Origin of the sequence: Caulobacter sp. S45 (genome assembly GCF_903642205.1) — a bacterium.
Classification (GTDB): Bacteria; Pseudomonadota; Alphaproteobacteria; order Caulobacterales; family Caulobacteraceae; genus CAHJWH01.
The window spans coordinates 1-12,614 of record NZ_CAHJWH010000093.1; the positions used below are offsets into that span (position 1 = coordinate 1).

Annotated in this window: 13 protein-coding genes; 3 read left to right on the forward strand and 10 right to left on the reverse strand. The window is 69.0% G+C overall.

Annotation, left to right across the window (positions count from 1 at the left end; all coding sequences use genetic code 11):
- Positions 1–558, reverse strand: a 558-nt coding sequence (locus HUV06_RS10165) for a hypothetical protein (protein ID WP_174301160.1), incomplete at its 3' end; no start/stop codon positions are given.
- 70 nt (positions 559–628) lie between these two features.
- On the opposite strand from HUV06_RS10165, the gene HUV06_RS10170 reads away from it, so the two are divergent.
- The 3 genes from HUV06_RS10170 (at position 629) to HUV06_RS10180 (ending at position 2,188) form a co-directional block, all read left to right on the forward strand.
- Positions 629–919, forward strand: coding sequence for a hypothetical protein (locus HUV06_RS10170; protein ID WP_174301161.1), 291 nt, complete (start codon positions 629–631; stop codon positions 917–919).
- A gap of 238 nt (positions 920–1,157) precedes the next feature.
- A complete protein-coding gene (locus tag HUV06_RS10175) occupies positions 1,158–1,544 on the forward strand; it encodes a hypothetical protein (RefSeq protein ID WP_174301162.1) in 387 nt (128 codons plus the stop codon).
- Positions 1,541–2,188 (forward strand): Bro-N domain-containing protein, encoded by a 648-nt coding sequence (locus tag HUV06_RS10180; RefSeq protein WP_217433769.1) that lies wholly within the window; start codon positions 1,541–1,543, stop codon positions 2,186–2,188. The genes HUV06_RS10175 and HUV06_RS10180 overlap by 4 nt, the downstream gene beginning before the upstream one ends.
- Positions 2,189–2,191: 3 nt before the next feature.
- Here HUV06_RS10180 and HUV06_RS10185 read toward each other — a convergent pair whose 3' ends face one another.
- The 9 genes from HUV06_RS10185 to HUV06_RS10225 all read right to left on the reverse strand — a co-directional run bounded on the left by HUV06_RS10185 (position 2,192) and on the right by HUV06_RS10225 (position 12,363).
- Positions 2,192–5,242, reverse strand: coding sequence for a transglycosylase SLT domain-containing protein (locus HUV06_RS10185; protein WP_174301163.1), 3,051 nt, complete (start codon positions 5,240–5,242; stop codon positions 2,192–2,194).
- A 1-nt stretch (position 5,243) separates the two neighbouring features.
- Positions 5,244–5,750, reverse strand: coding sequence for a hypothetical protein (locus tag HUV06_RS10190; protein WP_174301164.1), 507 nt, complete (start codon positions 5,748–5,750; stop codon positions 5,244–5,246).
- Positions 5,750–6,190 carry a hypothetical protein gene (locus tag HUV06_RS10195; protein ID WP_174301165.1) on the reverse strand — a complete coding sequence of 147 codons (441 nt, stop codon included), beginning with the start codon at positions 6,188–6,190 and terminating at the stop codon, positions 5,750–5,752. Before HUV06_RS10195 ends, HUV06_RS10190 begins: the two co-directional genes overlap by 1 nt.
- Complete coding sequence (locus tag HUV06_RS10200; protein WP_174301166.1) at positions 6,187–8,439, reverse strand: hypothetical protein; 2,253 nt, start codon at positions 8,437–8,439, stop codon at positions 6,187–6,189. Before HUV06_RS10200 ends, HUV06_RS10195 begins: the two co-directional genes overlap by 4 nt.
- Positions 8,440–8,685: 246 nt before the next feature.
- Positions 8,686–9,366, reverse strand: a complete 681-nt coding sequence (locus tag HUV06_RS10205; protein ID WP_174301167.1) for a hypothetical protein — start codon at positions 9,364–9,366, stop codon at positions 8,686–8,688.
- Positions 9,367–9,472: 106 nt separating this feature from the next.
- Positions 9,473–9,991, reverse strand: coding sequence for a hypothetical protein (locus HUV06_RS10210; protein WP_174301168.1), 519 nt, complete (start codon positions 9,989–9,991; stop codon positions 9,473–9,475).
- Positions 9,992–10,019: 28 nt separating this feature from the next.
- On the reverse strand, positions 10,020–11,018 hold the full coding sequence (locus HUV06_RS10215; RefSeq protein WP_174301169.1) for a phage capsid protein: 999 nt from the start codon (positions 11,016–11,018) through the stop codon (positions 10,020–10,022).
- A 192-nt stretch (positions 11,019–11,210) separates the two neighbouring features.
- Entirely contained in the window at positions 11,211–12,077 is an 867-nt protein-coding gene (locus HUV06_RS10220; protein ID WP_174301170.1) for a hypothetical protein, read from the reverse strand.
- A complete protein-coding gene (locus HUV06_RS10225) occupies positions 12,016–12,363 on the reverse strand; it encodes a hypothetical protein (protein ID WP_217433771.1) in 348 nt (115 codons plus the stop codon). The genes HUV06_RS10220 and HUV06_RS10225 overlap by 62 nt, the downstream gene beginning before the upstream one ends.
- Between the last annotated feature and the right edge of the window lie 251 nt (positions 12,364–12,614).

Sequence of the window (12,614 nt, forward strand, 5' to 3'; positions counted from 1 at the left end):
CAGGTTCAGCGCCGCGCCCTCGGCCGCCGTGCCGGCGAGCCGGCCGGCGCCCGATAGCGTGTTGGCGACCAGTCCCGATCGCGCCGCCACGCTGCCGGCGTCCGCGGCCGCGCCGATCCCCAGGCCGGCCTTGGCCACGCCGGCGATCCCATCGGTGGCCGCCATCAAGGCGAGGCCCGTGGGATCGACCAGGGAGCCGGCGAAGGTGGCGCCCATGCTGACCAGGGGGTTGGCGCCGGAGCGCTCGTTCAGGATGGCGTCATAGCCCTGGCGCACCGCCTCGCCGTGGCGGAAGGCGGCGTCGTTGTCGGTCACCGGCGTGTTGAAGCGCAGCTGCCCCTCGATGCCGTACTTGGCGTTGGCCTCGTCGGGGCTGAGGTCCGGCGCGCCCGCGCGCACGGTGTGGTCGCCCACGAAGTTCAGCACCCGCCGGGTCATGTCGCCGGCGTTGTCGCGGAACGACTGCCCGTAGGCGTCGGTCTGCGAGATCGGAACGTCGGCGCCTTGGTCCAGGGCGTCTAAGTCCGGCTGGGGGTTTCCGTAGAGGCCGTCGGGCATGAAGACATGGTCAGGTCCTCAGCGAACGGTCGGATGAAGGGACTCGACTCTCGGTGGCCCTGCTGCCAGCGTGAGCGACATGCTGTTCGGCCGGCGCTCGTCTCCCTCTGATTTCTACAGCCAGCACGTGATGAACAGCGTGGAGGGTCGATTTAAACTTTTGCGGCGTGACAGCGATGGAAGCGACTTTCGTGTGCGTCTCTTTTCGATGTTCGAAATGGTCTCTTCGATGAGAGAAATTGGAAGCGAGCCTGCGTCGATTGATCTCTTCATCAACACCATTCATGACAAGTATCCAACGCAATACGCTGATGCGTTAGTCACCTTTCTGAAGTTTCTTCCTCCACCACAGAAGCAATAATAGCCCTCAGCGCGTCAGACCGGTTCAGCTTGCGGGCTTTTCCCCACGCTTGGACGCGGGCAATTAGATCGACTGACAGCCGAACGGTGATTGTAGGGTCCACGCCAGTTGCTGGGCGACCTCTTTTCCGTGTCACAGGATTTGACATACGATAATCCGTGTCACATAAAAGACGAGCCGCGGCAAGGGTGCAACCGAGCCGCGGCTCTAACCGCAACAGACCCGCAGGAGATCCGTCTTGGCTACGCACACCTATACACCGTGTCCCGCCGCCGCGCTCGCCCACGAGGCGGACCGCTTGCTGCGGGAGATCGCCACCCTGGAAATGGTGGACATGGAGGCCGAGGGCCACGCCCACGACCGGCTGGACGCCCTGGAGGTGGCGGCTGGCGTCGTGCAGGCGCACAGCGTGCTGGGCGCGATGTTCCAAGCCACGCTGCTGATCGACGATCTGGACGACCAGAACGCCTGGGTGAAGGGCGCGGAGGCCAAGCGCATCGTGCGGCGGCTGCAGCGGCTCGCGCGCTCGGTGACCCAGGTCCTGAGCGAACAGGCCGACCGCCACGAAGTGGAGGCGGTGCGCCGCTATTACGGACTTAACGCTATAGCGAGGATCGCGGCATGAGCGCCATGGTCTCGATCGAGCCCATCTTTGAGGACTATCCCGTCCGCATCCATGTGCGCGACGAGGAGCCGTGGTTCGTGCTGGCCGACGTGTGCCGGGTGCTGGAGATCGCCAACCCCAGCGATGCCGCGGCTCGGCTGGATGACGACGAAAAGATGACCCTCGGTAATGCCGAGGGTCGAGCAGGGCATGGAGCTCAGTCCTTCACCCTCATCAACGAGAGCGGGCTCTACAGCCTGATCTTCCGGAGCCGGAAGGAGGCGGCCAAGCGGTTCAAGAAGTGGGTGACGGCGGAGGTGCTGCCCGCCATCCGCAAGACCGGCCGCTACGCTCCGGCCGCGGAGTCGCAGCCGTCCCTAGTCCCGCTGCTGCCGGAAGAGCAGGACCACGGCTACGCCCGTCAGGAAGCCCAGTTGAACTGGTACGTGGACCAGATGACCCTGCCCGTCACCATAGCCGTTTCCCGCGCCAATCGGGCGAAGCTTCAGGCCCTGGTCGAAGTGGTGCAGGCCGAACAGCCCCGCGCCAGCGTGGCCGCCATCTGCCACTACGCCTGGCGCAACCCGCACGTGCTGGACGATCCGAGCGTCACGGCCCTGCGGCTGGAGCACGAGCGCCTGCGCCTGGGCCTGCCGTCGCTCTGAGCTTCACTGGGCGTGGGCCAGGGCGGTGAACCGCTGGGCGAGCCGGCCGACGTAGGTGCGGGTCTCGCCGGGCGGCATGCGGGCCAGGAAGTCGCTATGGCTGATCGCACCCGTGCGCGGATCGCCGATCGTGTAGAGCAGGCCTGGGTGGCGGTTGCCGCTCTTGTCCACGTAGCCGGTCAGGGCGCCGTCGCCGGCGTTGTAGGCCACCGCCGCCAGCACCGGGTCTCCGCCGAAGCGGCTCATCACGTGGCCGAGCACCGCTTGGCCAATCTGCTGGTTGTAAGCCGGATCGTGCTGCAGGCGATTGGTGTCCAGGGGCGCACCAAAGATCCTGGCGGCGTAGGGCGCCGCGGTCGCCGGCATCACCTGCCAGCGGCCGAGCGCGCCGGCGGGGCTCTGCAGGCCGTTGCGGCCGCCACTCTCGGTGCCCACCAGGGCCTGCTGGAACAGCGACTGGGCGCGGCTGAGCGAGACGGCGGGCACGGGCTGGCCGGCGTCGGTGTGCAGGGTGCCGGGGCGGGGGTTGCCGAATAGGGGACCGGCCTGGGTGTTGGCCTGGGTCTGCAGCTGGCCCCAGCTGGCGGTGACCGGTGCGCCGTAGCGGTCGGCCACGGGCATGAACCCGCCGGTCTTGGACGGGACCATCAGGGTGGAGCTGGAGCCGTCGGCCGAGGTCACCCACTTGCCGGCCTTCTGCACCTGCAGGGCGAACTGTTGGCGCTGCTGTTCGGAGTTGCCGGGCGTGGCGCCCGGCGCGAACAGGCGCGAGCCGCCGTTGGCGACCAGGTCGGAGATGATCCGCGTCTGGCCGGTCTGCACGTCATCAGCGCCGCTGGAGTTGACCGAACGTCCTGTCATCCAGGCATCGGCCGGATTGCGCCAGGTGGAGCTGGTGGCGATCGAGGTCGGCATGCGCTGGCCGCCCACCAGGGTCTCGCCCTGGGTCAGGTCGCCGGCGGCGGAGCGCGCCGCCGCGGCGGGCGCCATGCCCTGGGTCTGGACGAGGTTGCGGGCGACCAGGAAGGTGCGGTCGATGCGGGCTTGGCGGAACAGGTCTTCGCCGGGGAGTGGGCTGCGCGCCGCCAGCACCGGGGTCAGCGAGCTGATGACGGCTGAGTGCAGGGCTTTCTCGTCGGTGTCGTCCAGCTTTTTGGCGGCGGACGGGTTGTTCAGCGCCGCCACGTAGCGGCCCATGCGCGAGGGGTCGGCGCCATAGTCGGCGATGGCGCTCACGTCGGTGATCGATGCGCCGGCGTTCTGAAGCTGGCGGGCGAGCAGGGCGCGGGGCGAGACGAGGGAGCCGTCCTGGGCGCGGATCGAGGTCGGCATGGCGTCGACCAGCTGGGCGACCTGGGCATAGGCCGCCAGCCGGTTCTCCGGCGCCGCACTGGTCATGGCGGTCGCCAAGCGGCCTGCCTCTTGGTCAGGCACGACCTGCCAAGCCGTCTTGGAGATCCCGGCGGCTTCCTGCACGCCCAGCATGTTGGCGGCGTAGGTCTTGGCCGCGGCCGCGCGTGAGGGCGCATCCGTGGCGGTCGTAACCGCCTGATACATGCTCTGCAGCTGCTGTCCGTGGCTGGCCATGGCCATGGCCTGGGGGCCGCCCGCCTTGCCGGACTTCATCGGCGACCCTGCGGCGAAGGCCCAGGCGCCCGCGCCCTTCTGACGGTCGGCTAGTTCCTTCTGAGCGGCCTGAGTGGAGGCTTGCCAGATTGGCATGTCCCGGGCGTAGTTCGGGTCCGACGGTTGCGGCATGGGCGCGGCAGCCTGGGTGTGCAGCTCGTCGATCGTGGCCGCCTGGACGTGACCGGTGATCGCGTGTGCTTGATAGGCCGCCGTCTGCTTGGCCTGGTACTCCGCCGCCTTCTCGGGGCCGAAGCTGGCGGCCATCTCCTCCACCGCTGGCGCGTCGGCCGAGGGCGAGCCCGTGTTGGTGATCGCTGTGATCGACGCGTCCGCGCGGTGGGCGACCGAAAGCTGCGCCGAGGCTTGGTCCAGGTTGCGGGGCCTGTGGTCCTGCATGGCGCTGTCGGCGCGGGCCAGCAGACCCTCCACCGCCTCAGGCTGCAGCAGGTTGCCGTAGCGGTTGTCCTGGATTTCGGATTGGGCCTGGGCGGGGTTGCCGTTCAGGATCAGGCCGTCCAGCCGCGCCTTGGCCAGCTCGCCCTGCAGCTCCTTCTGCAACGGCGCGCGCTGGGCGGCCGGGACGTTGGAAAGGATGGTGGGGAGGGTGGACGAGGCCTGGTCGTAGCTGAGCGGGTTGGCGGTGACGCTGTTGATCAAACCGTCGGCCTGGGAGGTGGCGGCGCCCAGGACGTACTTGATGGCGCCGTGCGCCTCGACCTCGCTGGCCTTGGCGATCTCCTCGGTCTTCATCGCCGCCAGCTTGGCGGTGAGCTGGGGCTGCAGGCTGGCGGGGGTGGCGGCGATCGCCGGCTGGGCGGCTGTATCCCAGGCGTTGGAGACGTCCTGGGTCAGGCCGGGCTTGGAGCCGTCATAGCCGTCATACAGCTGGGCCTGGGCGGGCGCGAAGGTGGTCTGGAAGGCGGTCAGGCCGCCGGCAAGCTGCACCTGCTGCTGAGCTTGGCGGGCCTCGGCGATGGGCTGGGCGCGGACTTGGGCCTCGTGGGCGATGGCGGCGTCGCCCACCTGGGCGGTGTACTTGTTCACCATGTGCGAGAGCTGCGCCTGGACGCCCGCGCTCTCGCCCATGCCGGAGGCCAGGTCCATGACGCTCTGGCCGCTGGCCTTCACCTTGGCGATCTGGTCGGAGGCGAAGCCGGGCTGGTCGCCGGTATAGGCGGCGGCGTCGGCGGCGTAGCTGTCGGCGTTGTCGGCCTGCAGCTTCTGGACATAGGTGCTGGCGGTCTGCTGGTCGGCCCGCATCTGGGCCGCCTGCTGATAGCGCTGGGCGCGCTCGGCGAGTACGCCTACTTGGCTGGCCTCCTCGGCGGCGTGGCCCAGGCCGAAGTCGGTGGACCCGGCCGTGGCGACCGGAAGCGGCGTGCCGCTCGGCCGGTCCAGATCGAGGCTTTCGGGAAGGGCGGCCATGTCAGCCTCCGTAGCCGTAGTTGGCGTCGCTGTTCTGGCGGTAGTAGCTGTCGCCGCCGCGCAGGGAGGCGTTGATCTGGGCGGTCTGGGCGGACTTCGCCCAGCCGCCCATCAGGCTGGAGTCGGCGTTCACGGCGCCGGTGATGGCGGCGCGCTCGCCCTGCACCTTGGCCACCTCGCCCTGGTACAGGTCTGCCGCCGCCTGGGTCTGGCCGCGATAAATGACTGATCGGGCGTTGAACATGGACTGGTTGCTCAGGTCCTGGATGACGCCCATGCTGGAGCCGACCAGGCCGCCGCCGTTGGCCGCCGCCTCGGTCGCGGCCTTGGCTTCGACGCGGTCGCCCTGGCCGATGGCCTCCTGCGCGGCGACGCCGGACTGGTTCAGCTCCATGCGGTAGTTCTGCTTGGCGACCTGCAGGGCGCGCTGGCCGTCGAAGAAGCCGGTCGCGCCGCTGAACAGGCTGCCGACGGCGGACAGGCCGCCCGCAAGCTCCATCGGGTCCATCAGGCCGCCTCGCGCAGGAACTGGACGTAGGGCTCGTCGCCATGGGTGAACCCGCCGCGCTCGAACACGAAGCCCAGGCGGTGCAGGGTGCGCAGCGCCGCCTTGTTCTCGAACATGGCGCTGGCCTCGATCGAGACGCCGGCGTGCTGGTCGACATAGTCGAGCGCGTGCTTGGACGTGCGCAGTGCATGCGCCCACTCCCTGCGGCTCAGGTCCGACAGGTACAGCCACCCCCGCCAGACCTTGTCCTGGCGGTCATAGGCCACCCCGCCACAGCCGATGGGCTGGCCGTCGCGGGTGATCGTCCAGGCCTCGCCGCGCGGGCGGGCTTGGCGGAGGGGCCAGCCCATGGCCGCCTGCTCGGCGGCGAAATCGGCGCGGGCGTCGATCTGGTCGGCGTCGCCGTGCCGATAGGGACGGAAGCCCAGGGCAGGCCTCATGCCGCCACCTTCGGGCGAACGCTGTAGATGCGGCAATCATAGCCGGTGGCGTCGACGATCTCCACGCGAGGGTCGCGCGAGGTGTCGCCGGTAAAGGTCATGGACTTGATCGCGCGACGGGCGCTAGCGCCTGGAATGTCGGCCGTGGTGCGGGGCAGGAAGACTTCGGCCGGGCCGCCGCCGTAGGTTCCCACGGTGGCCTTGGCGGTCAACAGGCTGACGTCGGCTCCTGCAATGCGCTCGCGCTTCAGCAGCGTGCCGCCGGGGCCGAGCTGCTGCATGTCCAGCTTGAGGCTGATGAAGTGCGCCTGGTAGGGCAGGCCGATATTGGCCGCGGTGACCGCCTTGGGCAGGGTGGTGGCGCCGCCGGCGACGGTGAGGCCGGTGAACTCGATGCCGGCCGCCATGGCGCAGGGCGTCTCGTTTTCCAGATAGTCCAGGCCGCCGATCTGGGTCACGGCCGCGCCGGCATAGATCTCGGCGGCGTCGTAGAACATCTTGTCGGCGGGCTGGGACTGCATGAACAGGAACCGCTGCACCACGTTGCCCTTGGTGCGGCTGACCTGCAGCCAGATGGTGTCCAGCTTGGCCTCGCCGGGAATGACGGCCATCCATTCCACGGCGAACCCGCCGGCGAGCTGCTGGGAGCACCATCCCTCCACCTGCTCTTCCTTGTGGTAGACGTAGGCGGCCAGGCCGCCGTCCTGCAGCCGCGCCCACAGCGTCTGGTCCTGGCGCGCCCAAGCCAGCTCAACGAACCCGCGGTCGCCGATGTGGGTGGCCAGCACGGTCAGCTCGCGGCTCTGCTTGTTCTGGCCGCCGTCGATGGCCAGGGAGCGTAGCGCCTGCGATCCCTGCATGATGTAGATCAGCTCATCCCAGACGCTGCAGGGGGCCGCGTCCGCCGATCCGAACTGTATCTGCTGCTTGTCGAGCACCGCACTGGGCGAGATGGGCTCGTCCAGAACGGAGCCGGCGATCAGGAAGTCGGCGGTTTGCGATCCGGCCACTAGGTAGGTGTTGGTGGCGAACCAGACGATGGGCGAGCCGTCGTCGCCGCACCGCCTGCGCACCGCGTCGGTGTCGATGACCGTGCCGGTGCCGGTGCCGGGGGTGAAATCGGCCGACGTCGGGGTAAAGCCGGCCGTGGTGGTCAGGTCGACATAGTCCACGTCGGTGGCGGTGGAGCCCATGACCAGGCGCTCCTCCCGCAGCGCCGGCCAGGCCGTCGGCCAGCCGCGGAGGTCGCTGTAGGCGCCTTCGCTCCAGTATGTGGTGGACTGGCCGTTGCCGATCGGCAGGTTGGTGAGCGCCTTGACGGTCATGACGGTGGGGCTGGTGTAGCCGGTCACCTGCACCACGCCCGAGCCGTCGTGCGAGAACGCCCAGTTGAGCGCGCCGTCGGAGACGGTGCCGGCCAGGTGCACGGGCGGGGTGTTGCCCGAATTGCCCGAGGGCGAGGTGTTGAAATAGACGCGGCTGTTGGACAGGGCGAACTGGCCCTGCAGGAACTCGATGCCGGCGCTGGGTGCCGAGGGCGACCAGCTGGACACGCCCTGCGGGCCGTCGCCCTGGCGGATGCGAAGCAGGGAGCCGACGTGGCCGGGCTCGAACACGGCTTGCGAGGCGGTGATGGCGATCCCGCCATAGCCGCCGGCGATGACGATGGCGCCGCTGGCGGCATTGGCGTCCACCGTCTGGTGCGCCGCGCCGCTGAAGGTCAGGGTCGGACCCGTGGTGGGGTTTTCGGTGCGCCAGGGGCCGTTCGTGAGCGTAAGGGGCTGGAACAGCCACGCGGTGTTGGAGCCGTTGCGCAGCAGCGTCTGGGGCTGCAGCCCGCCGCTCGACACGAAGTAGATGACGTCGCCCACCTGCTTGTAGCGGAGCGTCTGGACCTGCGCCGCCGTCCAGGGCGTGGCGACCTGGAAGGGCGCGCTGCCCGCCGCGCCGCTGAGCAAGGGCGAGCCGTCGGCGTACCAGGCGCGCATGATCTTCTCGCCGAACTCCAGCACCAGGGCGTCGTCTATGGAGCGACGGAAGGGGATGATCCGGCCCATGACGGTCTGATCGGCCACCGGCCCGTTGTTCCAGAAGCCCCGGCGCTTGCCGAGCGGGCCGGCGACACGCACCACGAAGTTTTGCGCCAGCTGACAGCCCTTCTGGACCGGCTGGATGTCGGTGCGGTCCCAGGCGTCGTCGCAGATTTCGCCGGAGGTGAAGTTGTTCTGCAGGCCGGAAGCGGTAGGCATCAGCCTTCCGGCCCCGTGATAACCATAGTCATGCAGCCTTCCCCGTGAAAGCCATACCAGCACTGCGTCGTGATGATGCAATCGGGGCAGTATTCTTTCAGCGTTCGGTCGCAACTGTAGAAAGTACCCGGTTCAAGAGGCTCGTTGCATTTTGCGCAGGTAAGAGGCTTGTCTTCGGCCGCCATGTCGTTTCTCCGTCTCGCAACGCCTGCAGCTTCGCCGCTCTCACTCGCGGTCGGATGAGCGCTAGCAGCCGCCCCAGTGGCGCAGCATGGCGAGGCGGGACGGCGGGCGCTGCTCGGGCGAGGCCTGGGTGCCGTCCACGCTGACGGCCAGCTGCAGGCGCTCGCCGGCCTCCGACTTCATGTCCGCGCCGGGCGCTTCGGCAGTGACCGAGCGGCAGGCGCGATAGGCCAGCTCGGCGGAGATGGCGTCGGACACGTGGGGGTCGATGGCCTGCCAGCTCGGCGTGCGGACATAGGCGACGTCCAGTGGCGCACTCCAGCGGCCGCGGATGATCTGGCGGGCGCCGATGTCGGTGTCGATCGTGCCGGTCTCCCAGCGCGGCCCGTCGTGATGGCCGCAGCCCCTCCAGTCTCCGGCCCAGTCGGCGGCCGACCAGTCAGGCTCCAGCAGTCCGCCGATCGACCACACGCGGAGCGCCGCGCTCGGGAGCAGGTAGGCCACCGGCCACCTCGCATTGCAGCTCGCGACCAGGGCAGGAAGGACGGACGGCTGCAGGGTGGCGTAGGTCAGGGCGCACAGCCAGCCGTGGCGGCGCAGCACCACGTCGCGCACTTGGTTGAGCTGGCGGGTGACCTTCAGGGCGGCGTTGGACTGGCCCAGCGAGGCGGAGCCCAGGTCCAGCACCGGCTCCTGGCCCAGCATGGCCAGGGTTGCGTTCACGATGTCCAGCTCGGCCGCCACGGGTCACCTCCAGACATCGACAGGGGCGCTCCGCCGCCGAGCGGAGCGCCCCTGGATTTCGCCGGCCGCATCTGTGTTGCGACACGGAGCGCGGCGGCGAAAGCGGTTAGCGGTTCAAACCCAGGATTTGCCAGGCGATCGAGCCGGCGCCCGGAGCGGCCCCCGCGAGGGTGGCCAGCAGCTCAATGGTTCGGCCTGGGAGGACCGCGCCGGCGGGCGGCGGCGCGTCGCCAGGTCCATAGTCGGGGCCGTAGGCGTAGCCGAGCGCCTGCCAAAGCGGGATGGCCAGCTTGCTGGCGCCGAAGGTCTGCCAGAGCGAGACCGTCTGCTTGGCGGCGAGGCTGACACCGGCCGCCAGCCCGGAGGCGTAGGTCGCATCGCCGATGTTCAGCGTCGCCCCGGCCGCCAGCGCGTCGTTCCACAGGACGCAGCCGCTGGCGCTGAGAAGTGCGGTCGCCTTGAACGTGCCGAGCGAGATCACGTCGCCAATCGCATTGGCGCCGGTGAGCGCCAGCTTGTCGCGCATCAGGATGTCGTCGCGGCCATCCTTGCAGAAGTTGCTGATCCCTGGGTAGGTCGGCCCCTGGGACGGCGCGCCCACCATTGATCCGTAGTACTTGGCCATGGCCTAGGTCCTCTTGGGGTTGCGCCGATCAGGTGAAGGCGCCGTTGGTGGTCTCGTCGCAATCCACCCGGATGACGCCTTCGTCGTAGTGACGAAGGCAGCCATGATCGAGTTCGTAGTAGGCCTGCTTGCGGTAGGACATGTCCGGCCGCTCATCGATGCGCGCATTGATGATGGTCCTGCCGCGGTACTGGATGGCGCGCCGGTGGAAGGCGAAGCACTGGCGGGTATAGCCGACCTTGGGCAGCGGGTTGCTGCGGCTGGCGCTGCCCATGCGGATGAAGTTGAAACCCATGAAGTAACTGATGGTGCCGTTCATCAGCGCACGGGCGTCGTTGTAGAAATTGCTGGCGACCGGGATCGACATCAGCAGGTTCTTCAGCTGGTTGGTGGTGACGGCGATGTAGTAATCGCTGGGCTTGTCGCCTGGGTCCATCTCGTCAAGCTCGCTGGCGTCGAGGAACGCCTTGGTGTTGATCAGCTTGCCCACCGTCAGGCCATAGCCGCCGGTCGTCGCGTTCTGGACGGCCTGGATGTTTTCGGCTTCCTGCGCCGTCGGATCGTTTGCGGCGATGACGTTGGCGTTGGCGGGGCCGACCTGCAGGGCGCCGGTGTTGTCCTGGTAGTAGTAGACGCCGAGCGCGCCGGCGATGATCCTGTCGTCGCGGCAGCGGGCCAGGCCGGCCATGACGGCCTTCATCATCTCGCTGCTCGGGTCCTCGATCTCGCGCAGCTTGTCGACATTGTCGGCGAGCCAAGGCGCGTCCGCATAGGGGGTGAACATCCCGATGCGACGGAACTGGTCGATGAAGTGGTTGGGCGTGACAGGCACGCGCGCGACCACGGGCTGCGGGTTGGAGACGCCCACGTCGTCCGCGTTCCAGCGGTCACCGGGCGTGTCGTAGGCCAGGTCTGTGTCCACAGCCATCATGAGCCGCGGTCGGGTCACCTGCGGAACCAGGTTCAGGTTGGCGCGGAACGCCGGGACGTACTGAGAGAGAGCGGTTGCGCCGGTTGGATCAGCCATCGGGAGCCTCTGCGGATCGATCGTATGGGTTCGATCGGCAGCGGCCCCCGGCTTCCAAGTCCGGACGCAAGCCTAGGGATGTCGCCCCCTGGGGCGTCGCCTTCGGTGCGGATCGGAAGGTCTGGACCCTCCGGGCGCCCGCTATCCGGCGATGAAGGAGGCGTGACTGTGTTCGCGCCTGCTGTCAAGCCGCTACTGCTTCACTCCGCTCGCCATCCGAAGCATATCGTTGCGCTGAGCGACGATCGTCTTGTGTTGGGCGTGCTTAGGATCGCGGAAGGCCGGGTGCGCTTCCAGCTCGCGCGCCTTGGCCGTGGCCTGGGCGGAGGTCAGCGGAGTGTCCAGGCCGCCGGCGGCCTCGCCGCTTCGGCCGCCAGGGGCGCCGGGCTCGGCCATCTTGTCCAGCATGGCGCCCAGCATCTTGGCCAGCTGCGGGTGGCTGCCGAGTTTGCCGGCGTCCAGCTCGGCCGCCAGCTCAGGGCCGCCCAGATCACGCGCGAGGCGTCCGATCTCCTTGGACTTGGTATCGTAGGCCGCGCCCCAGGCCGTCTTCAGTTCCGTCTCGCCGGCGGCCCGGGCCTGCTCGGCCTGAGCGGTCTGCTGCTGCTGGAACTCCGCGCCCTTGGACTGCCACCAGGCCACAAGGGCCTTGACCTGATCGGGCGGCGTGCCGGCCTTGTGCGCGACGCCCAGCATGTCGTTGAGCATGGCCTTGTCGGCGTCGCTGGCGGTGGCGTCCAGCTTGATGCCGTAGCCCTCGGGCTTATCGGGCAGGCCGAGCTTGGTGTAGACCTCCCGCATGGCCTTTTCGTCCTTGGGATCGGTCGGCAGGCGGATGAGCTGGTCGACCGGGACGCCCAGGCGGCTCTCGGCGTTGACGAGGCTGCGCGCCATGTCCTCGACCGAGGCCAGGCGCTGCAGGCGCGGGTTCGTCTTCAGCGAGGCGTCCTGGAAGCTCTCGTAGAACGGGGTGGCGGGAGCGCCACCCGCGGGCGGGTCAGAGCTCGGAGGCGTCGATCCCTGTGGCGGCGTAGCCGGTGTCGGGGGCGTATCGCTCATTGTCCATGTCTCCAAGCTGCTCGGTGAGGGTGGCGAGTACGGCGGACGGCTGGTCGAAGCCGGCGCTGCTCATCAGGTCGATGGCCGCGTCGTGGCGGCCGGCGAGATAGGTGCGGTCCTCGGCGCTCACGCCGGGGCCCTGGGCGCGGCCGACGCCGCAGTCCGCCATCCAGTGGGTGAGCACGAAGCGGCCGACCTGCCCGCCGAAGGTCATGCGGTAGGCCTGGGCGATGGCGACGGGGTTGAGGGCACGAAGGTCCGCCAGCAGGCGCGCGTTGTCCACCACGCCTGGGGGCTCGGGAGGCGGGGAGGGCGGGCAAGAAGGGCAAGAAGGGCGGCGACCGTTGCCAAGCCAACGCTCCGTCAGCATCACGGCGGTTGCCCCGATGAGCGCACCTGCGAGGATTGAGGACACCACGAAAAGGAACACTGTCATGCCGCCGCTCCCACCACGGGCGAGGTGAAGGGCGAGGCCGGGGCGAACGGCGCGGCGGCCGCGGCGCTGGGCGGCGGGGGCGCGGGCAGGTTGCCGTTCGC